Origin of the sequence: Pseudoxanthomonas sp. JBR18 (assembly GCF_028198165.1) — a bacterium.
Taxonomy (GTDB): Bacteria; Pseudomonadota; Gammaproteobacteria; order Xanthomonadales; family Xanthomonadaceae; genus Pseudoxanthomonas_A.
On record NZ_CP116339.1, the window covers coordinates 1,538,050 to 1,560,639 of the forward strand.

Here is a 22,590-nt window from a genome sequence, read left to right on the forward strand (position 1 = left end):
CTGCGCCCGGCGGGCTTCTTCGCAAGCCCCATGTTGAAGCGGTGGATCCGTCGAGCCGGACGCGTCCACGCCGCACCGGTGGCCGCTTCGGCCACGCATCAGCCTATCGGTCAATAGAACGCAGCCAGGCGCTTGCGATCGCGATGGCGTCCTGACCGTCATCGATCAGGACATCGGGGGTGAGCCCGCTCGGAAAGGCCTGACCGGTTCGGTCGACGTCCACGGTCGAGGTCAACAGGAGCCCGCTGCCATCAGGGAGCGGGAAAAGTCGATTCCCGGTGGAAAGTCCCGCGCTGGGTTTCCCGAAGAAGCGGGTGCCGGGACGCCCTTTGAACGCCGTCGCCACTGCCTCGCCCGAACTCACCGTGCCTCTCCCAATCAATACAGCCACGGGCATGGCCGTCATGTCGTCGCTGCAGGACGCCACGATCCGATCTTTCCAAGGCATGAGGTCCCCGTCCGCATCGCGGAAGGCACCGATGTCGCCGCTGCCAAGCAAGGGGAACAGGCCATTCATCATGGGCCACATGTTCCCGCCAGGATTCTGGCGAAGATCCAGGATCATTCCCGATGACGCCTCCCCCGCCATGTCCTCGAGTCCGCGGCAGACACGGGCGGAAAAGGCGCGGCCGGCGGCAGGGCCCTTCCCCATCAGTCCTGGCAGCCGTAGATAGCCGATCTCGCCCAGGACTTTTGCCTCGAGTTCCTGGGTCGGTCGCGCATCGGTCCGATACTGCTTCACCCCGCTCGTCGTCATTAGGGAACTGTGGCGATCGCCCAACTTTGCCAACACGATGTGGATCCTCGGATAGGCCTCCTGGGCCGGCAGTGCCTTCAGATCGGATGTCAGCAGTTGGGCACGCTCGGCTTGCCAGTCGACCTTGGCCCGGTTGAGCGCCTTGCTGCCCGTGATGGAGAGCGCCGCGTCCAGCACGTCGTATGCCGAAGCAGCACTCGTCGATGCCACCTCGTCGCGCAACATGAGCGAAGCCACGTTGAGGCTTCCCACAGCGTCGAGCGTGACACCGAACACCAGCCTCGTTGCGGACAACGGGACATACAGGCGAACCTCCCGTCGCTGTGCGCCGTCCTGATGGATCAGGGGGCTGTCGCGCGTGTTTTGAAAATTCAGCGGCTTTCCCGCCTGGTCGGCGCGAATCCAGATCGCGCCATTGCCCGCACCGCGCTCGACCTGGAGCAGGCCTGAGATGACCATGTCCCGGCCGCGATACGCGGTGGCATCCAACGAGGTGATGGATCCGGAGAATCCGGATTTGCCGATCTGCGTCGAGACCAGTACAAGGCTTGAGCCCGCGTCATCGAGCACGTCGCCCGAGCCATTGACCTGGGTCTCCACGCCAAGTGCGCGCCAGACCGTCTGCGCATTGGCCGTGGCATGCACGACGAGCAACATCAACACCCACAGCGCACGCGCCATCGCTCCAACTTCCTTGTCGTCGGGGAAGGGCATCGTAGGGGCGTTGTTTAGGATTGGCCAGCTTTCAAGGACAGTCCCCGGCGGGGCATCGATGCGCGCGGTGCCTGCGTGGGCGCGTCGACGAGGCGAGCCGGGTTGCCTCGGTGGAGATCGCGTTAGCGTCGACAAGCGAATGGGAACGTCCCTGACCGCGCACCGCCGTTGACGAGACGCCTGAGGCTTGTCGGCCGCTAGGGCGTGTGGATCTTGCCGGCGATGGTGCGCGTCCACATGGCCCGGCCGCTGCCGTCAGCGAACTGCGTCAGCGACCGGAGACCCACCGGCTCAAGGGGCCGATCAGGACTTGGGCGGCAAGCCCATCTTCTCCAGGGTCAGGGTCTCGTCGGCGCGACCCCAGCCACCGTCGGCGACTTCGTCGACCAGCACCATGGTGTAGGGGCGGACACCTTCGCCGAAGTATTCGACGAACATGGCGGTGGTGCGGTGGATGATCTCTTCCTTGCGGTCGGCATCGAGGAGGCCTTCGGGGAACTTGTAGTTGGCAAAGGGCATGGTGGTGAATTCCAAAGAGGGATTAACGGAAATTGCGCATGGATGCCGCCTGTCATGCGCCCTGCGCGGCCGGCGGCGTGCGCCGCGCAGGGCATGGCGCTCAGGCCGCCGTGCTGTTGTTAGGCACACGATGCGGAAGGCTTGCGGCCAACCAGCCGGCGATCGAGCCCAGCAGCACCGCTGTGGCCAGTTCCAGCAGCAGTCGCACCGAGGGCGGCTGGTGCGCGGCGAACCAGCAGACCAGGCCGAGGAAGTAAGCCAACGGATTGTTCAAAGGCGTCACGCGCGAGGCGGTCAGCACCACCAGCGCGACCACGAACACCACCATCGGCAAGGTGGCCGCGCCCAGTGACGGCACCAGTGCCGCCAATGCCATGGAGGCCACGACGCCGATCAGGAGGCCCGCCAGCACGCAGCTCAGGTTCGACAGGCCCTGGCGTAGGTTGAGACCGCGCGAGAAGTAGCCGATCCAGCCGATGAACATCGCCCAGACCGGGACCTCGATCAGCAGCGTGGCCGTGCCGGCGGCGGCCGCGGCGATCGCCGATTCGCCCAAGGTGCGCGGCAGGCGCTGGGCAGGTGCGGACATCACGCCACCTCGCGCGGGATCTGTGGGCGCAGCAGATCGCCTAGACCGATACGGCGCAGGAACTCGGCGCGCACGCGGTCGGCCACGGCATTGACCACCGCCGCGCCGTCATCGGACGGATCCACGTGCACGCGGAACGGACGCTGCCCCGCCGGCGTGTTGACGATGCCGACCATCGCGCTGGCGACCTCGGCCACGTCGCTGTCCGGTGGCTCGGCCGCCGCGAGACCGTCGTTGGCCTGCTGCGCCAGTCCACGCGTGGCGCCTTCGGCGTACTCGGCCGCGCGTGCGGTGTCGGCCGGTGTCCCGCTGTGGGCGAAGTGGTTGGTGCCCTGGGTGAAGGCGCCCGGGACCAGGATGCTGGTCTCGATGCCCCAGCGCGCCAGCTCGCTGGCGTAGCTCACCGCCAGCGCATCCATGCCGGCCTTGGCCGCAAAGTAAGGCGCCAGGAACGGCGGCGTGCCGCCGCGGGTGCTGGAGCTGCCTACCCACAGCAGCAGCCCGCTGCGCTGGCCGCGCAGGTGCGGCAACGCGGCGCGGTTGACCCGCTGGGTGCCCAGCACGTTGACGTCGTAGAGCTGAGCGTACTGCTCGGGCGTGAAGGCTTCGGCTGGACCGAACACCATGTGCCCGGCGTTGTGGACCAGCACGTCCAGGCGGCCGTGGTCGGCGATGACCTGGCCGATGGCGGCATCGGCCGATGCCTGCGATTGCACGTCCAGTTCCAGCGCGCGCAGGTCGACGCCGTGGCGGCTGGCGTGTTCGCGCAACGCCTGCACCTGCGGCGCGTTGCGGCCGGCGATGTCGCGCATGCTGGCGTAGACGGTATGGCCGGCGGCGGCCAGGGCACGGGCGCCCAGGGCGCCGAAGCCGCTGGAAGCGCCGGTGATCAGGATGACCTGCTTGTCTTGGTGCGTGTTCATGGCATGGGGACTCCGTCGACGCTGCCTGGCGGCAGCGCCTGTGTGGAATGCAGCGGTAGGAAGCGGCGTTGGTGCTTAGGCGAAACCGCCGTTGGCGCGCAGCACCTGGGCGTTGACCCAGCTGCCGTCGGTGCCGGCGAGGAAGGCCACGACCGCGGCGATGTCCTCCGGCGTGGCCAGGCGCTCCAGCGGCGGCAGCTTGGCCAGCTGGGCGATCTGTTCCTCGCTCTTGCCGGTCAGGAACAACTCGGTCCCGGTCGGGCCGGGGGCCACGGCATTGACGGTGATGTTGCGGCCGCGCAACTCGTTGGCCAGAACCTTGACCAGGCCTTCCACACCGGCCTTGGTCGCGATGTACGGGCCGTAGCCAGGGAAGGACTTGGCGATCACGCTGGTGGACAGCGCCACGATGCGTCCCCCCTCGGCCACGTGTTGGGCGGCCTGGGCCAGCACCAGGAAGGCGCCACGCAGATTGGTGGCGACCATCGCGTCGAACTTGTCCAGGCTCTCGGCCGTGACCGGCGCCATGTCCATCACCCCGGCGCTGTTGACCACCACATCCACGCGTCCGAAGCGCTCGACGGTCTGCGCGAACAGGGCCTCCACGGCCGCCGCGTCGGCCACATCGGCCTGCACCGCGATGGCCTGGCCACCGGCGCCGACGATGGCATCCACCGTTTCGGCGGCCTTGGCCGCGTTACCGGCATACCCCACCACCACGTTGAAGCCGTCGGCACCCAGGCGCTGGGCGATGGCGCGGCCGATGCCGCGGGAGGCGCCGGTGACCAGCGCGGTCTTGTTCGAAGTGCTCATGGCGAAATCCTCATCGTGTGCCGGTCGGGCCGGCGGGATGGGCACAGTCTGGCCATTGGCCCTGCTTGGATAAACCAGCGGCAGTTGCCAGAACCATTCAATCTGGGACAACAATAGTGCGTATGGACCGCTTCGATTCCCTGCACCTGTTCGTCCGCATCGTGGAGCTGGGCAGCTTCACCCGCGCGGCGGCCGAGCTGGACCTGCCCCGGGCCACCGCCACCCATGCGATCAAGCAGCTGGAGGCCCGCCTGGGCAGCCGCCTACTGGAGCGCACCACGCGCCAGGTGCGCACCACCGTCGATGGGCAGGCCTTCTACGAGCGCTGCGTGCACCTGCTGGCCGAGCTGGAAGAGGCCGAAGGCGCCGTGCGCAACGTCGCCGCCCGCCCGCGCGGTCAGGTACGCGTGGAGATGCACGGCAGCCACGCGGTGCAAGTGGTACTGCCGCGCCTGCACGAGTTCCACGCGCGCTATCCGGACATCGCGCTGGTGATCAGCAGCGGCGACCGGCTAGTGGACCTGGTGCGAGAAGGCGTGGACTGCGCGCTGCGCAGCGGGCCGCTGCGTGACTCCTCCCTGGTGGCCCGGCGCGTGGCCACGCTGCACGAGGTGGTCTGCGCCAGCCCGGCCTACCTGGCCGAACACGGCACGCCCACCCATCCCGAGCAACTGGCCCAGCACCAGGCGGTGGGCTTCTTCGCGCCCAACCACGACATCGACTATCCGTTTGCGTTTCTCGTCGACGGCAAGCCGCGCGACTTCCCCATCGGGGGCTGGTTGAAGGTCAACGAGTCGCGCAGCTACGTGGCCGCCGCCGTGCGGGGATACGGGCTGATCCAGATCCCGCCACTGGGCGTGGCCGATGAACTGGCCAGCGGCGCACTGGTGCAGGTGCTCGCCGATTGGGCCCCGCCGCCGATTCCCGTGCACCTGCTGCTGCCCAGCCGCAACCCGCCGCCACGCGTGCGGGTGTTCGTGGATTGGATCACCCAGGTGTATGCCGAGGCGCTGGGCTGACCGGCGCGTCGTTTGAGCGCAGAAGCGCACTGCCACGTGCAACGACGCGGCGGCGCCCACGGTCAGCGCGTGAGGTTGCGATCCAGGAATTCCAGCATCGCCTTGGCGATCGCATCGCCGTGCGTCTCGATCGCGAAGTGCCCCGTGTCCAGGAACTGCACCTGCGCCTCGGGGAGATCGCCCTTGAAGGCTTCCGCGCCCGCGGGGACGAAGAACGGATCATGCTCGCCCCAGATGGCCAGCAACGGCGGCTGGTACTGGCGGAAGTACGCATGCAGCTGCGGGTACTGCTTGACGTTCTCGCCGTAGTTGGCGAGCAGGTCGATCTGCGGCGCCTCGCCGATGCGGGCGATCGCCGCCGAGGCCAGCTGATACGTTTCCGGCGCGATCAGCGAGGGATCCTTGACCCCTTCCTCGTACTGCCACCGGATCATCTCGGGCGTGTTGAAGTGGCGAAGCGCCTCGCGGTTTTCGGCGGTCGGGTGCGCCCAGGCGGTGCGCGCATCGGCCCAGCCCTCGCTCAGACCTACTTCGTAGGCGTTGCCGTTCTGGCTGACGATCGCGGTGATCTTGTCCGGATGCTGCACGGCCAGCCGCCAGCCCACCGGCGCGCCGTAGTCGAAGACATAGAGGGCATAGCGGTCGACGCCCTTGGCTGCGGTAAAGGCGTCGATGACCGAGGTCAGCCGGTCGAACGTGTAGTCGAAGCGCGTCCCGGCCGCGACCTCGGTCTGGCCAAAGCCCGGCAGGTCCGGTGCCAGCACGTGATAGCGCTGCGCGAGCACGGGAATCAGGTTGCGGAACATGTAGGACGAGGCGCCGAAGCCGTGCAGCAGCAGGACAGTGGGCGCGTTCGCAGGTCCGGCCTCGCGATAGAACAGGCGAACGCCCTGCACGTCGAGCGTGTGGTGGTGCACCGGAACGGCGGCAGCCAGAGCGGGGGTGATGCTCATGAGGAATTCCTTTGCGGATGGGTTGAGAGTAACCTTTCAAAATCACTTTTTAAGGTTACTTGCCCGCAGTCTAGGCGTGCCCGTGATAACCTGTCAATCGGTATTTAAGAGGTTATGTTGATGAGCGAGGCACGACGCGATCCCGCCCCGGGTGAACCGCCGCTGGTGGGCGATCACTGGGCGATGGATCTGCTCAACACGCAGGTGCGCAGCCAAGGCCAGGACGTCGATCTGTGGCGCACGGGCGCGGACGTGAGCGCATGGCTGTCGCGCCTGGGGCTCGAAGCCGCCGAGCCGGACGCGCGCGGCCAGGCGGCGTTGCTGACGCAGGCCCGGTCGCTGCGCGCGCTCACGCGCGCACTTGTCGTCAGCCGCAAGGCGGGCCAGGCCGTGCAGCTCGATGACCTCAACCAGCATCTGCACGCGTACCGCAGCACGCCGCATCTGGCGCACGACATCGACGGCCACCTCGTGCTGCAGCGACGGGCGGCGGGTGACGATGCAGCGGCACGGCTTGGGCCGGTTGCCGAGTCAGTGGCCACGCTGCTGGTCGAGGGGGATTTCGCGCTCGTCAAGCAATGCGAGCACCCCGACTGCATCCTCTGGTTCTACGACCGCACCAAGTCGCACAAGCGCCGCTGGTGCAGCATGGCCCAGTGCGGCAACCGGCATAAGGCCGCACAATTCAGAAAACGCAACAGCGACACCGCGTCGTAACGGCGTCCGTTGCCGCAGCGCGTCAGTCGGTCGACGGCGCCTCAGTCGCCCACGCGCACCTTGCGTCCCAGCGCACGCAAGACGCCGTAGATCAGCACCAACACGAGCAGCGCGACGCCGATGGCGTGCCATTCCTTCGAGGAGAGCGTGGTGACGATGGCGGCCATCGCGGCCACCGCCAGCAGCGGGATCAGCGGGCCGCCCCACAGCACGAAAGGTTCGCCGCGCTCGCGCAGGTCCAGGCGCTGCGCCTGCCAGGCGGCGATGGAGACCAGTAGGTAGACCAGGCAGTTGGACCCGCCGGACACCAGCGCCAGCGCATCGAAGCTGCCGCCCAGCGCCAGCGACCATGCCAGCAGTGCGTGCACCACCAGCGCCAGCAGCGGCACGCGGTGGCGCGGCGTCACCTTGGCGAAGGCCGAGGGCAGGAAGCCGTCGCGGCCCAGCGCGAACAACGAGCGCGAAGAGGCCAGCAGGTTGCCCAGCAGGAAGCCGGCCATCGAGACACAGGCCGTGATCAGCAACAGCACCCGCGCTGGTGCCCACAACGCCGCGGCGGTCTCGGCCAGCGGCACGCCGCTGTTGGCCAGGGCCGGCCCGAGCAGGCCCTGGCCCACGATCTGCAAGCCCAGGTAAAGCGCCACCACCAGCAGGATGGCCACCATCGTCGCGCGCGGCACGTTGCGCGAGGGATCGCGCACTTCACCGGACGGAATCAGCGCGGTCTCCACGCCCGAATAGGCAAAGATCACCAGCACCATCGACATGCCCAGCGCGCCCCAGGACGGCACCTCCCCGGGCAGGAAGCTCACCTGGCTCCAGTCCACGAACCAGATCCCGCACGCCACCAGGACGAACAGCGGCGTCAGCTTGATCGTGGCCAGCGTGGCGATGGCGCGCGATCCCAGCTTCACCCCGAACGCGTTGAGCGCGAACATCAGCCCATAGACCGCGGTCAGGAATGCCATGCGTGCGGTCGGCGTGCCCAGCGCAGGGATCAGGTTGGCGACCTGGCTGGACAGGGCCGCGGCCACCCCCGCACTGGAAGCGACATTGCCGATCCACATCAGGGAGCCGGCGATGAACCCCGCAAAGGGGCCGAACGTGGTGCCCACGTAGGTATACGGCCCGCCGGTGGCGCTGGCGCGGCTGCCGATGGCGGCAAAGCACAGGGTCACCGGAATGATGGCCAGCGCCCCAGCCAGCAGCGCCAACGGCGCGGCCGCGCCCATCTGCAGCGAGAGGGTGGCCGGCATGCGGAAGATGCCGCCGCCGATGATGATGTTGATGACCGCCGCAGTCAGGGCGAAGGCGCCCACGGCGCGGATCAGGGCGGCGTCGCCCTGCAGGGGTTTGGTCGGCGTAGGAGCGGACATGGAGGGCGTGCGAAGAAGGACGCCGCAGCGTCGCACGCGCACGCCGTCGAAGGCGAGCGCTCAGGCTTCCAGCCGGTAGCCCATGCCGTTGATCGAGCGGATCGGGTCGCCGGCCAGGCCGGCCTCGTGCAGGTTGCGCACGTGGCTGTCGACGGTGCGGTCGGTGACGATGCGGTGGTCGCCGTCACGCGGCTCCAGCAGAGCTGCGCAGCATGCGGAACTCCGCTGCGGTCAGGTCCAGCGCCTGTGCAGCAATGCGCGGTTGCCGGCGGACGTCGATAGCCAGGCCACGCACCGGCGGGTCGAGCTGCCCATGGTGGATCGGGCGCGGCTCTTGTCTGGCCGATGCGCGCTGGCGCACTGGCGTGGACCGCGACCTGGACGCAGCGCTCGCTCTACAGCGCCCAGCAGAACCTGATCGGCCAGCGCCTGACCGAAGCCGACAACCGGGTGACGCTGGACGAGGTGCTCGGCGGCGACGCCGACGCGCAGGCCGGCGTCTGGCCCAGGCCACGCCGGGCACGCCCGACGAGGACGCCGCCTCAATGCTGGTCGGTCGGGCCATCATGGTGGCTGGAGTCATCGTGTTGATGGTCGCGGCCGCCGTCATGGCGTGGCGGCGGCAGGCAGGCAGGCAGGGTCATCACCGTGGCGGCCGACGACAACAAGGGGTGCGGGAACTTCATGGAGGTCTTGCCCGGGGTTGAGGTCCCCGATCCTGGCGGCACACGGTGGATGCGACATCACGCCGGTGTGGCCGCCCTTCGCCCGAAGCCGCCTCACGGCTGGCGTTCCGGCCCACTGCGGCGAGCGCCCGGGCTCGCTATGATGGCTCGCTTTGATCACGGAAGATCGGCGCATGTCGTCCCCCTCCCCGCCTGCCCTCGGCGTCCGCATCATCAGCAGCGGGATCTATGTCCCGCGCGAGCGGGTGGACTCGTCCCGGTTCGACCAGTCCTTGGGAAAGCCCGCCGGGTGGACCCAGCGACACATGGGCATGACCGAGCGGCCGCATGCCGGCCCTGGTGAAACATCTTCCTGGATGGGCGCCCAGGCCGCGCGCCAGGCCCTGGGCAGCGCCGGCCTGGAAGCGAACCAGGTGGATGTGGTGATCTCGGCCTGCGGCGTCATGGAACAGGCCCTGCCCTGCACTGCCGCACTCATCCATCGCGAACTGGGACTGGCCGGCAGCGGCATCGGGGCCTTCGATGTCAACGCAAGCTGCCTGAGCTTTCTGTCTGCGCTGGATCTTGCGTCGCTGGCCATCGCCGGAGGGCGCTATCGCCGCGTGCTGATCGTGTCCAGTGAGGTCGCCACAGCCGGTTTGAACTGGGACGATCCCGACACCGCACCGTTGTTCGGCGACGGCGCGGCCGCCGTCGTGCTGGAAGCCGACGCCACCGGCCGCTCGGCGGTGCTGGCCGCCCACCTGCAGACGTTCTCCGAGGGCGCCGACCACTGCCGCGTGCGCGCCGGGGGCACCCGCCTGCGCGTGGCCGATGACCCACAGGCCTATCTGGCCGCGGCGCGCTTCGAGATGGCCGGCAAGCCGACCTATCGCCTGGCCGCGCAGAAGCTGCCGAAGTTCATCGATGGGCTGCTGCAGCGTGCAGGCGTCGCACTGGGCGAGCTGCGGTGCATCGTGCCGCACCAGGCCAGCAGCAAGGCGCTGCGCCACCTGGAGCGCGCGCTGGGCCTGCCCTCGGCGCTGCTGGTCCGCATCCTGGACACCCATGGCAACCAGATGGCCGCTTCCATCCCCACTGCGCTGCATCACGCGCTCAGTGCCGGCCGGGTGCGACGCGGCGACACGATCGCCTTGGTTGGCTCGGGCGCGGGGCTTTCGCTGGGCGGCGTAGTGCTGCGCTACTGATGGGCGCGGTGCTGGTGACCGGAGCGTCGGGCTTCATCGGCCGGCACATCGTGCTGGCGTTGCAGGCGCGCGGTGAACAGGTGGTGGCCAGCGGGCGTGACCCGCAGGCGCTGGCACGACTGCCGGGCGGCATCGCGGTGCGCCCGGTAGACCTGTGCCGCGACGACCTGGACGCCTTGCTGCGCGGCTGCGAGGCGGTCATCCACCCGGCCGCGCGCTCGACGCCATGGGGCCCTGCCGCGGCCTTCGAACGCGACAACGTGCTGGCCACGCAGCGGCTGCTCGACGCGGCCAGGCGCGCCCAGATCAGGCGCTTCGTGCATTTCAGCTCGCCCAGCATCTACTTCCGGTACGCGGACCAGCACGCCGTCACCGAGGACTTCGCCCCACCCGCGCGCTGGATCACCGACTACGCGCGCACCAAGTGGGAGTCGGAGGTGCGCGTGCGCCAAGCAGCGGCCGAGGGCCTGCCCTGCGTGGTGCTGCGCCCGCGCGCCGTGTTTGGCGAAGGCGACCGTGCGATCTTCCCGCGCCTGCTGGCCGTGGCCCGGCGTGGGTGGTTTCCGCTGGTGCACGGCGGCCGCGCGATCATCGACACCACCCACATCGACAATGTGGTCGATGCCGCGCTGGCCTGCCTGTCCCCTGCGGTGCCGGGTGACGGACGCGCGTACAACCTGAGCAATGGCGAGCCGATCGCCGTGGCCGCGCTGCTACGGCAGGTATTCGAGGCTTGCGACCTGCGCGTGCGCATGGTGCCGGTGCCGCGCACGCTGGCGGTCGGGCTGGCTGGGGTGGGTGAAGCCATTGCACGGCGCCGTCGCGATTGCCCGGAGCCCCGGCTGACCCGCTACAGCGTGGGCGTCATCGGCTGGTCGCAGACGCTGGACATTGGCCGGGCGCGCCAAGAACTGGGCTACACGCCACGCGTCAGCATCGCCGAAGGCCTGGCGCGATTCGCGCGGAGCGTGCGGGCATGATCCGCTGGCGCCTGTTCGAGGCCGGGCACTGCCGGCACCCGGAGATCGCCACGCGCCGCGACGGTGCGTTGGGCGCTTGCGAATTTCCGTCCCTGGCCGCCCTGCTGCAGCATCCGCGGCAGGGTTGGATGTTGTTCGATACCGGTTACGCCGCGCATTTCCTCACCGCCACGCAGGCCTTCCCCGAGCGGTTGTATCGCTGGGTGACGCCGGTGCATCTGCAGCCACACGAACCGCTGGTCGAACAGCTGCGTGTCGCGGGCATCGGCCCCGATGACATCCGCTGGGTCGTGCTGTCGCACCTGCATGGCGACCACGTGGCCGGCATCGCCGATTTCCCGCGTGCGCGCATTGCGCTGTCGCAGGCAGCGTGGGACGACCTGCGCGGACGCAACCGCTGGTCGGCCACGCGCCAGGGCTTCCTGCCGCGGTTGCTGGAAGGCGCCACACCGCGCATGGACTGGTTCGAGCAGCGCCCCGCCTGCTCGCTGCCCGCGGCCCTGCAGGCCTTCGGCCAGGGATACGACCTGTTAGGCGATGGGCGCCTGCTGCTGGTGCCGCTGCCGGGCCACGCGCCGGGGCACTTCGGCCTGTGGTTCGAAGACGCGCAGGGGCCAGTGTTCCTCATTGGCGATGCGGCCTGGTCCAGCGATGCGCTGGTCGATGCCGCGCCGCCGCCGCGCCTGGTCAGCAGCTGGCTGGGCGACACGCCGCGCTACCTGGAGACGCTGGCGCACCTGCGTGAACTGCGCCGCGCACACCCACGACTGCGCATCGTGCCCTCGCACTGCCGGCAATGGCGCGAGCACACGCATGGCTAGGGCGCCAGGCGTGCTGATGACCGGCGCACGCGCGCCGATCACGCTGGACCTGGCGCGCAGATTCCATGCGGCCGGCTGGCGCGTGCACGTGGCTGACAGCCTGCCGGCGCACAGCACGGGCAGCTCACGCGCGGTCACGCAGCGGCATCGCCTGGCGCCGCCGCGGCAAGCGCTGGCGGCCTTCGCGCACGACCTGTCGCGCATCGCCCGCGAGCACGCCATCGACCTGCTGCTGCCCACCTGCGAGGAGGCGCTGTACGTGGCCCACGTGCGTCCGCAGCTGCCCGCGCAGCTGAGCGTGGCCTGCAGCGAATTCGCGCTGATGCGCCAGCTGCACAGCAAATGGGAGTTCCTGCAGCTGGCGCGAGATTGCGGCGTAGGCGTGCCCGACAGCGCGCGCGTGCAGATACTCGACGAGGCACGCGATTTGTGTGGACACGCGCCGGTGGTACTGAAGCCGGAGTTCTCGCGCTTCGGCACGTTCGTGCGGGTGCTGCCCGGCGGTATCACCGCCACTACCCCGCCGCTGGCCGGACATGGGCCTTGGGTCGCGCAGCAGCTGGTCCGGGGCAGCGAGTACTGCAGTTATGTGGTGGCCATGCGCGGGCGCCTGCTGGCGCATGCGGTCTATGCGCCGCGGTATCGCCTGCGGCGCAGCGCCAGTTACTACTTCGATCCGGTCACGCGGCCGGCCCTGCAGGCGTTCGCGGCCACGCTGGTCGGCAAGCTTGGTTACACCGGCCAGATCGCCTTCGACTGGATTATCGATGACGCCGGCACGCCGTGGGTCCTGGAATGCAATCCACGCGGCACCAGCGGCGTGCATCTTTTCGCGCCGCACGACCCGCTTCCTGCCGCGCTGGCGGGCCAGCGTGAGGGCGTGCTGACCCCCGGTCACGGCCGCGCCGCGATGCTGGGCGCGCTGATGTGGCTCGAAGCGCTGCCGCGTGCGCTGCTGCAGGGTGCGCTGCCCGCCTGGCGCGTGGACATGGCGCGGGCCGATGACGTGCTGGCCGTGCCCGGCGACCGCGCGCCGCTGCCGATGGTCGTGGCCGATCTCGCGGCCATCGCGGGCACCGCACTGCGCCAGCGCACCAGCCTGCGTGCCGCCGCCACCGCTGACTGCGAGTGGGACGGGGACCCGCTGGCGCCATGAGCCGCAGCTATCGCGAACAGGCCGAGGCCTTCGCCGCACTCCATGACGGCGGCGATGCCACGCAGCTGGCCGACAACCTGCACGCCCGCATCCACGTGCTGCGCGGCGGCGGCCTGCCGGTGCCGGCCATGGTCGCTGCGGTCGGGCGTGGCAATGCCTGGGTGTGTTCACCTCGCACCACCTATGCCGACTACGCCGCCGAGGAGGCGCGGCGCCTGCTGCCGCCTTGGCAGGCACGGCCGTTGTCGATGCTGTGCGCGGGCGTGGGTCGGCTGCTGGATGCCGCGCGCATCGACCGCGCGGTCTCGCTCAACAACTGGGGGCTGAGTACCAACCTCTACCCGGCGCTGGATCAGCTCGATCTCGCCGGTCTGATCGATGAAGCCCGCACGGGTTGGCCGGACCACGCACTGTGGTTCCGCTCGCTCAACCCGGTGCACGACGCCGACTGGCTGACCGCGTTGCGGGCGCGTGGTTTCCTGCTGGTGGCCAGCCGTCAGGTCTACCTGCGCGAAGCAGGCCTGCCGGCGTGCGGACGCGATCTGGTGGCCGATCTGCGCCTGCTGCAGCGCCAGGACCTGCGGCATGTCGCGGAGACCGCATTCGTCGAGACCGACTACCCACGGATCGCCGCGCTGTACGCGCAGCTGTACCTGGACAAGTACTCGCGGCACAACCCGGCCTACCACGCCACCATGCTGCGTGACTGGCATCGCAGGGGATTGCTGCAGCTGCGCGGCTTCCGCGACGACGACGGCCAGCTGCTGTGCATCGCCGGCATGTTCGGCACCGGGACCACCATGACCACACCCATCGTCGGCTACGACACCTCCCGGCCACAGCGCCTGGGGCTGTACCGCACACTGACCGCCTGCGGCTTCGACGAGGCGCTGCGCAGTGGCCGCCACCTCAACCTCAGTGCGGGTGCAGCGGGCTTCAAACGGCTGCGCGGTGCGACGCCTGCGATCGAGTACAGCGCGGTGTGGCTGCCACCGGCGGCGCGTGCCAGCCGCGCCGTGGTGTCGTTGCTGTCCAGCCTCACCTGTCGCCTGGGCGTGCCCTTGATGCGGAAGTACCAGCTGTGAATGGCTGGCATCCACGGTTGTTCCGACAGTGGTACGCGGTGGCGGGTGGTGCACGGCTGCGCACGCGTCCGCTGGCGATCCAGCTGCTGGGCCTGCCGCTGGTGCTGGCGCGCGACGCGCACGGCCGCCCCTTCGCGCTGGAAGACCGCTGCCCACACCGGCACGCGCCGCTGTCCTCCGGCTGTGTCGAACACGGCCAGCTGCGTTGCCCGTACCACGGCTGGCGCTTCGACCACGATGGCCGGCTGACCGAAGTGCCCGGCCTGCCAGCGGACCTGCAGGCGCCAGCGATCCGCGCCAGCGCATTTCCCGTCATCGAACACGACGGCCTGCTGTGGCTGCGGCCCTCACAGGAAGGCGAACCGGCGCCTTCCGCGCTGGTAATGGACGCGCGGCCAGAACATCGACGATTCCTGTGGCAGACGCGTTGGCAGGCGCACGTGCTGGAGGCGATGGAGAACTTCCTGGATCCGCTGCACACGCATTACCTGCATCCCGGACTCGTGCGGCGTGGTGGCGCGCGCGCGCCGATGCAGGCCCGCCTGCGCTGTGACCCTTCTGGCTTCGTGGTCGACTACCAAGGACAGCCGCAGCAGAGCGGGCTGCTGTATCGGCTGTTCGAATCGCCTCGCAGCCAAGAGCGCGCGTGCTTCGCGCTGCCCGGCAGCGCACGCATCGAGTACGGCTACGTCAGCGGCGCCGCGGTGCACATCACCCTGCACTTCAGCCCACGCGACGACACGCACACCGAGGTGTTCGCGTCCTTGCACGTGCAGGGACGTTGGGCACCACGCTGGGCGGTGCGTTGGCTGTTGTGGCCGTTCCTGCACCGCGTCGGCGAACAGGACAAGCGGATGCTGGCCCTGCAGTCCTGGAACAAGCAGCGCTTCGATGCGCGCGGCAGCGCCAGCACGCCGCTGGACCTGGTGCGTGCGCCACTGGAACGCTGGTGGCTGCATGGCGAAGTCCCGCACGCGGCGCAATCGCGCACGCAGGCGCTGCTGCTCTAGCACAGTCCTTCGCACATAAAAGCCACGAACACCCGCAGCTTGGGCGGCAGGTGCTCGCGCGCGGGGTAATAGAGTGGAAGCCGGCGAACGGTTTCTGCCAATCATCCAGATCCCGCACGCCAGTGGTCCCTGGGCGCCGACTAGGGGTCTACCCTCATCGGCAGGGAGCTGCCTCGACAGCGGCATCTTTCATCTTGGCTTCGTCGTGAAATGCCCGGCCGCAGGAAGGATGAAAATTCTTTCTCGAAAGTACTAGACGACCGGTCTACTTGAGTGTAAGGTAACCCGCATGGACGCCACTGCCACCCCCGACAACCACGATGTACGCGAGAGCTTGCTGGCCATCGGTCAGCAGACCATGGCAGCCAAGGGCTTCTCGGCGGTCGGGCTGAAGGAGATCCTGGCCAGTGCTGGGGTTCCGAAGGGCTCGTTCTATCACTACTTCGCGTCCAAGGACGCGTACGGCGAAGCGCTCCTCGAAAAGTATTTCACTGATTATCTGGCCGAGATGGACGCGACCCTGCACCAGCCTGGGCTGACCATGGCCCAGCGCCTGATGCACTACTGGCAGGCTTGGCAGGACAACCAGTCCGTCTCCGACTGCCAGGGCAAATGCTTGGCCGTGAAGCTGGGCGCTGAAGTGGCAGACCTGTCCGAATCCATGCGCCTGACCATGCAACGCGGCACCACTGGGATCGTTGATCGGCTGGCGTTGGCCATCAAGGCCGGTGCGGCCGAGGGATCGCTCAGTATTGAAGGCCAGCATCGCGATGTTGCCCAGAGCCTTTACCAGCTTTGGCTGGGCGCCAGCGTGCTGGTGAAGGTCACACGCACAACGGCCCCTTTCGACTCAGCCATGAACACGACCCGGCAGATCCTCCACATCGCGCCCTGATCTGGGCGCTGTGACCCGCACTTCTGACGAAGTGTTTTTTTATGGCCGATTACTAGACGACCGGTCTACTTGTAAACAAACCACCGACAGGAGCACCACCATGAAGATCCTCATCGTCCTTACCTCCCATGACACCCTGGGCAACACCGGCAAGAAGACCGGCTTCTGGCTGGAAGAGCTGGCCGCCCCGTACTACGTCTTCAAGGACGCCGGCGCCCAGATCGTGCTGGCCTCGCCCAAGGGTGGTCAGCCGCCGCTGGATCCCAAGAGCAACGAGCCCTCCTTCCAGACCGACCTGACACGCCGCTTTGAAGCCGACGCCGATGCCAATGCACAGCTGGCCACTACCGTCCGCCTGGACAGCGTGTCGCAGGCAGACTTCGACGCGGTGTTCTACCCGGGCGGCCACGGGCCGCTGTGGGACCTGGCTGAAGACGCCAACTCCGTCGCCCTGATCGAGTCCTTCATTGCTGCCGGCAAGCCGGCCGCACTGGTCTGCCATGCCCCAGGCGTGCTGCGTGACGTCAAGGCCGCCGATGGCCAGCCACTGGTCGCCGGTAAGCAGGTCACAGGCTTCACCAATACCGAAGAGGAAGGCGTAGGCCTGACCGAGGTGGTGCCGTTCCTGGTGGAAGACGTACTAAAGGCCAAGGGCGGCCTCTACAGCAAGGGCGCTGACTGGGATTCCTACGTGGTCAGTGACGGCCTGCTGATCACCGGCCAGAACCCGGCGTCCTCGGCAGAAGCCGCAGACGTGCTGATCAAGCAGCTGACCGCCAAAGCCTGAGCGCCCACGCTGCGACCTGCGAGCGCCCGTGCCCTCCGCACGGGCGCCTCCAGGCCACATCACAAGGCTTTGCTGGTACGGCCGGTCAATCCGATGACTGAGCGACCGTCCGTGCCGACGAAGCACATTCCACTTTCGAGCAGAAACAGGCCATGACCATGTTGAACCAACTCAAATCCGCAGGCTGGCTGCGCGAAGCCAACTACATCAACGGCGCCTGGACCGGTGCCGACGACCAGCGCACGCTGGCCGTCCAGGACCCCGGCACGGGGCAGGACATCGGCACAATCCCCTGGTCGGGCGCATCGGACACCCGGTGTGCCATCGATGCGGCGGACAAGGCCTTCAAAGACTGGTCGACGACCACCGCCGCCGAGCGCGCCGGATTTCTGCACAGGATGGCCGCGGTCATTCGCGAACACAGCGAGCAACTGGCCAGCCTGCTGACCCTGGAACAAGGCAAGCCGCTGGCCGAGGCCCGGGCCGAAATCGCCCTGGGCGCCGACTACGTGCAATGGTTTGCCGAAGAGGCCCGCCGCATCAACGGCCAGATCATTCCGTCGCCGTGGAAGGGCCGCCAGCTGCAGGTGACCTGCGAACCGGTCGGCGTGGTCGGCGCTATTTCTCCATGGAATTTCCCGTTCTCCATGCTCTCGCGCAAGGTAGCGCCGGCTCTGGCCGCGGGCTGCACCATTGTGGTCAAGCCGTCCGAGTTCACCCCGTACTGCGGCCTGCTGTGGGGCGTGCTGGCCGAGAAGATCGGCCTGCCTGCCGGCGTGGTCAATGTCGTCACCGGCGATGCGGCCGCCATCGGCGGCGAGCTGACAGGCGATGCGCGGGTACGCAAACTCACCTTCACCGGTTCCACCCGCATCGGCAAGCTGCTCTACCAGCAGTCGGCGGCCAGCATGAAAAAGCTCTCACTGGAGCTGGGCGGCAACGCGCCTTTCATCGTGTTCGACGACGCTGACCTGGAGCAGGCCGTGGAGGGCGCCATCGCCGCCAAGTTCCGTAATAGCGGGCAGACCTGCGTGTGCAGCAATCGGATCTACGTGCAGGACAGCATCTATGAGGTGTTCGCCCAGCGCTTGGCCGAACGTGTGGCAACCCTGCGCGTGGGCAACGGCTTTGATGCCGATGTCAAGCAAGGCCCGCTGATCAACGAGGCCGCCGTGACGAAGGTACAGGCCCACGTGGCCGATGCGCAGGCCAAGGGTGGACGCGTCCTGGTGGGCGGCAAGCGCCATGCGCTGGGCGGGACGTTCTACGAGCCAACGGTCATTGCCGGCGCCACCCACGACATGCTGATCGCCCACGAAGAGACCTTCGGCCCGGTCGCCGCGTTGTTCCGCTTCACCAGCGAGCAGGAGGCCATCGACGCCGCCAACGCCACCGAGTTCGGACTCTCGGCCTATTTCTACAGCCGTGACCTGGCCCGCGCCCATCGCGTGGCCCGCGCGCTGGAGAGCGGCATGGTGGGCGTCAACGTCGGCATCATCACCAGTGAGGTTGCGCCCTTCGGCGGCGTCAAGGACAGCGGCCTGGGTCGTGAAGGCGGCCGCTTCGGCATCGATGAATACCTCAACCTGAAGTACATCAGCCTGGGCGGTCTGTAACCGCGCCTTACCCCCGCACGCCGCAGCTGCAGGGCAGCGCCAGCGCCCCCTTCTGCTTGCTCATCTCTCCCAAGGGCATTGCTCATGACCACACTCACCACGCGCGACAGCACCCGCATCTTCTACAAGGACTGGGGTCCGAAGGAGGCGCAGCCCATCGTCTTCCATCACGGCTGGCCGCTCAGCGCTGATGACTGGGACAACCAGATGCTGTTCTTCCTGGCCCAGGGTTACCGCGTGATCGCCCACGACCGCCGCGGCCACGGTCGCTCCGATCAAACCGATTCCGGCAACGACATGGACACCTACGCCGCCGATGTCTTCGACTTGGCCAAGGCGCTGGATCTGCACAACGCGGTCCATATCGGGCATTCCACTGGCGGTGGCGAAGTGGCGCGCTATGTCGCACGCGCCGAAGCCGGCCGCGTGGCCAAGGCCGTGCTGCTTGGCGCGGTCACGCCGATCATGCTGCAGACGCAGGCCAATCCTGAAGGTCTGCCGATGTCGGTGTTCGACGGCTTCCGCAGTGCACTGCAGGCCAACCGCGCGCAATTCTTCACCGACGTGCCTGCAGGCCCGTTCTACGGCTTCAACCGCCAGGGCGCCAACGTCAGCCAAGGCTTGATCAACAACTGGTGGCGCCAGGGCATGGCTGGTGGCGCCAAGGCCCACTACGACTGCATCGCGGCTTTCTCTGAAACGGACTTCACCGAAGACCTCAAGGCGCTCAACCTGCCGGTACTAGTCATGCATGGCGAAGATGACCAGATCGTGCCAATCGCCGACTCGGCGCTAAAAGCGATCAAGCTCCTGCCGCAGGGCACCTTGAAGACCTATCCCGGCCTGCCGCACGGCATGTTTGCCACGCATCCGGAGCTGATCAATACCGATCTGCTGGCCTTCGTGCAGGCCTGAACGACCGATCACCTCGGCTGCCCTGGCCCGCTACATGGCAGCCGCCTGATGCACATACCTGCAAAACGCCCCGCGCACGGGGTTCGTGAAGCAGATCGCCCTCCAATGCCCCTTCAACGGCACCTCGCCGTTCCTCGGCCATGCGCGGCGCCTACAACCCACCCCAGGAGATTGTCATGAACAAGCGTTTCCCCGTACGTCGCACGTTGGTCGCACTGCTGCTCGCGCTGGCTGCATCCGGCACCCAGGCGGCCATTGCCGCGCCGATCAACAACATCGTGCTCGTCCACGGCTATTTCGCCGATGGCTCGGGCTGGAAAGCCGTCGCCGACCTGCTGACCCACGACGGCTACAAGGTTTCCATCGTCCAGGAGCCTGAGACTTCGTTCCAGGATGACGTCAAGGCCACCACGCGCGTGGTCGACATGCAGGATGGGCCGAGCATCCTGGTCGGCCACAGCTATGGCGGCGCCGTGGTGACCCAGGCCGGCAACAACGCCAAGGTCGCCGGCCTGGTCTACATCAATGCCTTCCAGCCAGACGCTGGCGAAAGCCTGAAGACCCTGGTCGAACAGATGCCTGGGGCCACCAAAGCGATCAAGCCGACGCAGGACGGCTTCCTGTACCTGGACCCGGCGGATTTCCACGCTGATTTCGCCGCTGATATCCCGGCACGTGAAGCCAAGTTCATGGCAATCTCGCAGGTGATGCCATCGGTTGAAACCTTCGGCGCGCCGGTCACCACTGCAGCCTGGAAGACCAAGCCAAGCTGGGCGCTGGTGTCCATGTCCGACCGCACCGTCAATCCCGCGCTTGAACGCTTCATGGCCAAGCGCGCCGGCAGCACGACAGTCGAGATCGACTCCAGCCATGTCGCTTTTCTTTCTCACCCAGCGGACGTGGCCAAGTTGATCGAACAGGCCGCCGGCCACCTCACCAAGTAAGCGCGGCGATGTCCCGATGTGCTTCGCCCCGGGCGGCGCACATCGACGCAGATCCTCCACCCACCCGTCGCCATGACCACAACGGCCGCCGTCCTGGCCGGGCAACGCTGCGCGCTGCTGAATCCCACGCCTCCGCGCCCCCCATCCCATCTCGGAGTTCCAGATTCGCCATGCAACATCCTAGCCTCTTCCAGCCGGTCACCCTCGGCCCGCACACCTTGCGCAACCGCATCGTCCTGCCACCGCTCACCCGGCAGCGCAGTGGCCAGCCCGGTGACGTGCCCACCGACCTGATGGCCGCCTATTACCGCCAGCGCGCAAGTGCCGGTCTGATCATCACCGAAGGCACCCAGATCGAACCGCGCGGCAAGGGCTATGCCTGGACGCCGGGCATCTACAGCGCCGCCCAGGTTGAGGGCTGGCGCAAGGTCACCGACGCTGTCCACGCTGAGGGCGGCACCATCTTCGCCCAGCTGTGGCACGTCGGCCGCGTGTCCCATGCCGAACTGCAACCCGATGGCGAAGCACCGGTGGCGCCCTCGGCACTGCAGGCCCAGCGTGTCAAGGCCTTTATCGAGACCGCACCAGGCACCGGCACGCTGGTGGATCCTTCGGTGCCACGCGCACTGAGCGTGGCCGAGATCAAGGACCTGGTCGAGCTGTATGCACAGGCCGCGCGTAACGCGCTGGCGGCCGGGTTTGATGGCGTGGAAATCCATGCGGCCAACGGCTACCTGGTCAACCAGTTCATTTCGGCACACGCCAACCATCGCACCGACGAATACGGGGGCTCGCTGAGCAATCGCTTGCGCTTCCTGCGCGAGGTTGTGGCCGCGCTGGCCGCCGTGGTCGGACCAGACCGGCTGGGGGTGCGCTTCACCCCACTGTTCACTAGCACCGACCAGGACAGGGTCTATATCGGCTTTGTCGAAGACGATCCGCATCGCACCTACATCGAAGCGATCAAGGTGCTTGAAGCGGCTGGCGTCGCGTATCTGTCCATCGCCGAGGCCGACTGGGACAACGCCCCCGACCTGCCCGCCGATTTCCGCCGCGACGTCCGCCAGTGTTTCAGCGGCCGGATCGTCTACGCCGGCCGCTACACCGCCGAGCGCGGCGCAGCGCTGGTGGACGCAGGCCTGGCGGATCTGATCGCCATCGGCCGTCCCTTCATCGCCAATCCGGATCTGCCCGCGCGGATCGCCAACGGTTGGCCACTGAACGCACTCAATCCGGCCACGCTTTACGGCGGCGCCGAACAGGGCTTTACCGATTACCCGGCCTATGCCGGCTCCACTGTCCCCACATCCAACGAGGTCCTGTCATGAGCAATGGCATTGAAGACAAAGTCATCCTGATCACCGGCGGCAGCACCGGCATCGGCGCCGAAACCGCACGCTTGCTGGCCGCCCGCGGCGCGAAAGTCGCCATCGCCGCACGCCGCAAGCAAAAGCTCGACACGGTCGTGGACGAGATCACCGCGCAAGGCGGGTCGGCCAAGGCCTACGCGCTGGACGTGACCGACAAGAACCAGGTCGAGGCAACCGTGGCTGCGGTCGTTGCGGATTTCGGCAAGCTGGACGTGCTGATCAACAACGCCGGCCTGATGCCGATCCGCCCGATGTCGGAAGTGAACACCGACGAGTGGGACGCGATGATCGACGTCAACCTGAAAGGCACGCTGTACGGGATCGCCGCGGCGCTGCCGCGCTTCATCGCCCAGCACAGTGGCCACATCATCAACCTGAGCTCGGTGGCCGGCATCAAGGTCTTTGCGCCGGGCGGCACCGTGTATTCGGGAACCAAATATGCCGTCAGCGCGATCACCGAAGGCCTGCGCCAGGAAGTAGGCGAGACGATCCGGGTGACCGCCATCGAACCGGGCGCGGTGGAGAGCGAGCTCAAACATGGCACGTCGGGCACCGCAAAGGACACCGTGCTGGATTTCTACAAGACCGCCATCCCCGCCGCGTCGGTGGCGCGGGCCATTGCCTTCGCGATTGAACAACCGGCCGATGTGGACATCAACGAGATCGTGCTGCGTCCCGTGCGCCAGGTCTTCTGAGTAGCGTAAGGCGCGACGATCAGGCAAGGATCTGGCGTCATTCCGTTTCGGCGGTGCGCGCAG

At 67.8% G+C, this 22,590-nt stretch carries 22 protein-coding genes and 2 pseudogenes; 16 read left to right on the top strand and 8 right to left on the bottom strand.

What is annotated here, in order from left to right; genetic code table 11:
* Window positions 1-103 precede the first annotated feature (103 nt).
* From PJ250_RS06955 to PJ250_RS06975, 5 genes are all read right to left on the bottom strand, one after another.
* Window positions 104-1,471, bottom strand: a complete 1,368-nt coding sequence (locus tag PJ250_RS06955) for a S41 family peptidase (protein ID WP_271647857.1) — start codon at window positions 1,469-1,471, stop codon at window positions 104-106.
* 303 nt (window positions 1,472-1,774) lie between these two features.
* A complete protein-coding gene (locus PJ250_RS06960; RefSeq protein WP_271647858.1) occupies window positions 1,775-1,990 on the bottom strand; it encodes a tautomerase family protein in 216 nt (71 codons plus the stop codon).
* A gap of 100 nt (window positions 1,991-2,090) precedes the next feature.
* Window positions 2,091-2,579 carry a DUF1097 domain-containing protein gene (locus tag PJ250_RS06965; RefSeq protein WP_271647859.1) on the bottom strand — a complete coding sequence of 163 codons (489 nt, stop codon included), beginning with the start codon at window positions 2,577-2,579 and terminating at the stop codon, window positions 2,091-2,093.
* On the bottom strand, window positions 2,579-3,502 hold the full coding sequence (locus PJ250_RS06970; RefSeq protein WP_271647860.1) for an SDR family oxidoreductase: 924 nt from the start codon (window positions 3,500-3,502) through the stop codon (window positions 2,579-2,581). Before PJ250_RS06970 ends, PJ250_RS06965 begins: the two co-directional genes overlap by 1 nt.
* A 75-nt stretch (window positions 3,503-3,577) precedes the next feature.
* A complete protein-coding gene (locus PJ250_RS06975) occupies window positions 3,578-4,315 on the bottom strand; it encodes an SDR family oxidoreductase (RefSeq protein ID WP_271647861.1) in 738 nt (245 codons plus the stop codon).
* A 122-nt stretch (window positions 4,316-4,437) separates the two neighbouring features.
* Between PJ250_RS06975 and PJ250_RS06980 the strand changes: the two genes are divergently transcribed.
* Complete coding sequence (locus tag PJ250_RS06980; RefSeq protein WP_271647862.1) at window positions 4,438-5,334, top strand: LysR family transcriptional regulator; 897 nt, start codon at window positions 4,438-4,440, stop codon at window positions 5,332-5,334.
* A gap of 62 nt (window positions 5,335-5,396) precedes the next feature.
* On the opposite strand, the gene PJ250_RS06985 is transcribed toward PJ250_RS06980, so the two are convergent.
* Complete coding sequence (locus PJ250_RS06985) at window positions 5,397-6,287, bottom strand: alpha/beta fold hydrolase (RefSeq protein ID WP_271647863.1); 891 nt, start codon at window positions 6,285-6,287, stop codon at window positions 5,397-5,399.
* Between the two features lie 120 nt (window positions 6,288-6,407).
* On the opposite strand from PJ250_RS06985, the gene PJ250_RS06990 reads away from it, so the two are divergent.
* On the top strand, window positions 6,408-7,004 hold the full coding sequence (locus tag PJ250_RS06990; protein WP_271647864.1) for a CGNR zinc finger domain-containing protein: 597 nt from the start codon (window positions 6,408-6,410) through the stop codon (window positions 7,002-7,004).
* A gap of 41 nt (window positions 7,005-7,045) precedes the next feature.
* Here the strand turns inward: PJ250_RS06990 and PJ250_RS06995 are convergent, their stop codons facing one another.
* Both PJ250_RS06995 and PJ250_RS07000 read right to left on the bottom strand, forming a co-directional pair.
* A complete protein-coding gene (locus PJ250_RS06995; protein WP_271647865.1) occupies window positions 7,046-8,380 on the bottom strand; it encodes an APC family permease in 1,335 nt (444 codons plus the stop codon).
* Between the two features lie 60 nt (window positions 8,381-8,440).
* A pseudogene (locus PJ250_RS07000) lies at window positions 8,441-8,627 on the bottom strand (two-component system response regulator BaeR); the annotation flags it as partial.
* 91 nt (window positions 8,628-8,718) lie between these two features.
* Here PJ250_RS07000 and PJ250_RS07005 point away from each other — a divergent pair.
* From PJ250_RS07005 to PJ250_RS07070, 14 genes and pseudogenes are all read left to right on the top strand, one after another.
* Window positions 8,719-8,971: pseudogene (locus PJ250_RS07005) on the top strand (hypothetical protein); the annotation flags it as partial.
* Between the two features lie 268 nt (window positions 8,972-9,239).
* Window positions 9,240-10,253 (top strand): 3-oxoacyl-[acyl-carrier-protein] synthase III C-terminal domain-containing protein, encoded by a 1,014-nt coding sequence (locus tag PJ250_RS07010; protein ID WP_271647866.1) that lies wholly within the window; start codon window positions 9,240-9,242, stop codon window positions 10,251-10,253.
* Window positions 10,253-11,233, top strand: a complete 981-nt coding sequence (locus tag PJ250_RS07015; protein WP_271647867.1) for an NAD-dependent epimerase/dehydratase family protein — start codon at window positions 10,253-10,255, stop codon at window positions 11,231-11,233. The genes PJ250_RS07010 and PJ250_RS07015 overlap by 1 nt, the downstream gene beginning before the upstream one ends.
* Window positions 11,230-12,054 carry an MBL fold metallo-hydrolase gene (locus PJ250_RS07020; RefSeq protein ID WP_271647868.1) on the top strand — a complete coding sequence of 275 codons (825 nt, stop codon included), beginning with the start codon at window positions 11,230-11,232 and terminating at the stop codon, window positions 12,052-12,054. The genes PJ250_RS07015 and PJ250_RS07020 overlap by 4 nt, the downstream gene beginning before the upstream one ends.
* On the top strand, window positions 12,047-13,210 hold the full coding sequence (locus PJ250_RS07025; protein WP_271647869.1) for an ATP-grasp domain-containing protein: 1,164 nt from the start codon (window positions 12,047-12,049) through the stop codon (window positions 13,208-13,210). The genes PJ250_RS07020 and PJ250_RS07025 overlap by 8 nt, the downstream gene beginning before the upstream one ends.
* Window positions 13,207-14,295, top strand: coding sequence for a hypothetical protein (locus tag PJ250_RS07030; protein WP_271647870.1), 1,089 nt, complete (start codon window positions 13,207-13,209; stop codon window positions 14,293-14,295). Before PJ250_RS07025 ends, PJ250_RS07030 begins: the two co-directional genes overlap by 4 nt.
* 17 nt (window positions 14,296-14,312) lie before the next feature.
* Window positions 14,313-15,305 carry a Rieske 2Fe-2S domain-containing protein gene (locus PJ250_RS07035; RefSeq protein WP_271647871.1) on the top strand — a complete coding sequence of 331 codons (993 nt, stop codon included), beginning with the start codon at window positions 14,313-14,315 and terminating at the stop codon, window positions 15,303-15,305.
* 289 nt (window positions 15,306-15,594) lie between these two features.
* Complete coding sequence (locus PJ250_RS07040; RefSeq protein WP_271647872.1) at window positions 15,595-16,200, top strand: TetR/AcrR family transcriptional regulator; 606 nt, start codon at window positions 15,595-15,597, stop codon at window positions 16,198-16,200.
* Window positions 16,201-16,300: 100 nt separating this feature from the next.
* The gene (locus PJ250_RS07045; protein ID WP_271647873.1) at window positions 16,301-16,987 is read left to right on the top strand and encodes a type 1 glutamine amidotransferase domain-containing protein; all 687 of its coding nucleotides are present in this window, start codon (window positions 16,301-16,303) and stop codon (window positions 16,985-16,987) included.
* A gap of 152 nt (window positions 16,988-17,139) precedes the next feature.
* Window positions 17,140-18,603: an NAD-dependent succinate-semialdehyde dehydrogenase gene (locus PJ250_RS07050; RefSeq protein ID WP_271647874.1), complete on the top strand. Its 1,464-nt coding sequence runs from the start codon at window positions 17,140-17,142 to the stop codon at window positions 18,601-18,603.
* Window positions 18,604-18,687: 84 nt separating this feature from the next.
* Window positions 18,688-19,518, top strand: coding sequence for an alpha/beta fold hydrolase (locus PJ250_RS07055; RefSeq protein WP_271647875.1), 831 nt, complete (start codon window positions 18,688-18,690; stop codon window positions 19,516-19,518).
* Between the two features lie 176 nt (window positions 19,519-19,694).
* Window positions 19,695-20,462: an alpha/beta hydrolase gene (locus PJ250_RS07060; RefSeq protein WP_271647876.1), complete on the top strand. Its 768-nt coding sequence runs from the start codon at window positions 19,695-19,697 to the stop codon at window positions 20,460-20,462.
* 170 nt (window positions 20,463-20,632) lie between these two features.
* Window positions 20,633-21,790 (top strand): alkene reductase, encoded by a 1,158-nt coding sequence (locus PJ250_RS07065; protein WP_271647877.1) that lies wholly within the window; start codon window positions 20,633-20,635, stop codon window positions 21,788-21,790.
* A complete protein-coding gene (locus PJ250_RS07070) occupies window positions 21,787-22,527 on the top strand; it encodes an SDR family oxidoreductase (protein WP_271647878.1) in 741 nt (246 codons plus the stop codon). Before PJ250_RS07065 ends, PJ250_RS07070 begins: the two co-directional genes overlap by 4 nt.
* The last annotated feature ends 63 nt before the right edge of the window (window positions 22,528-22,590 follow it).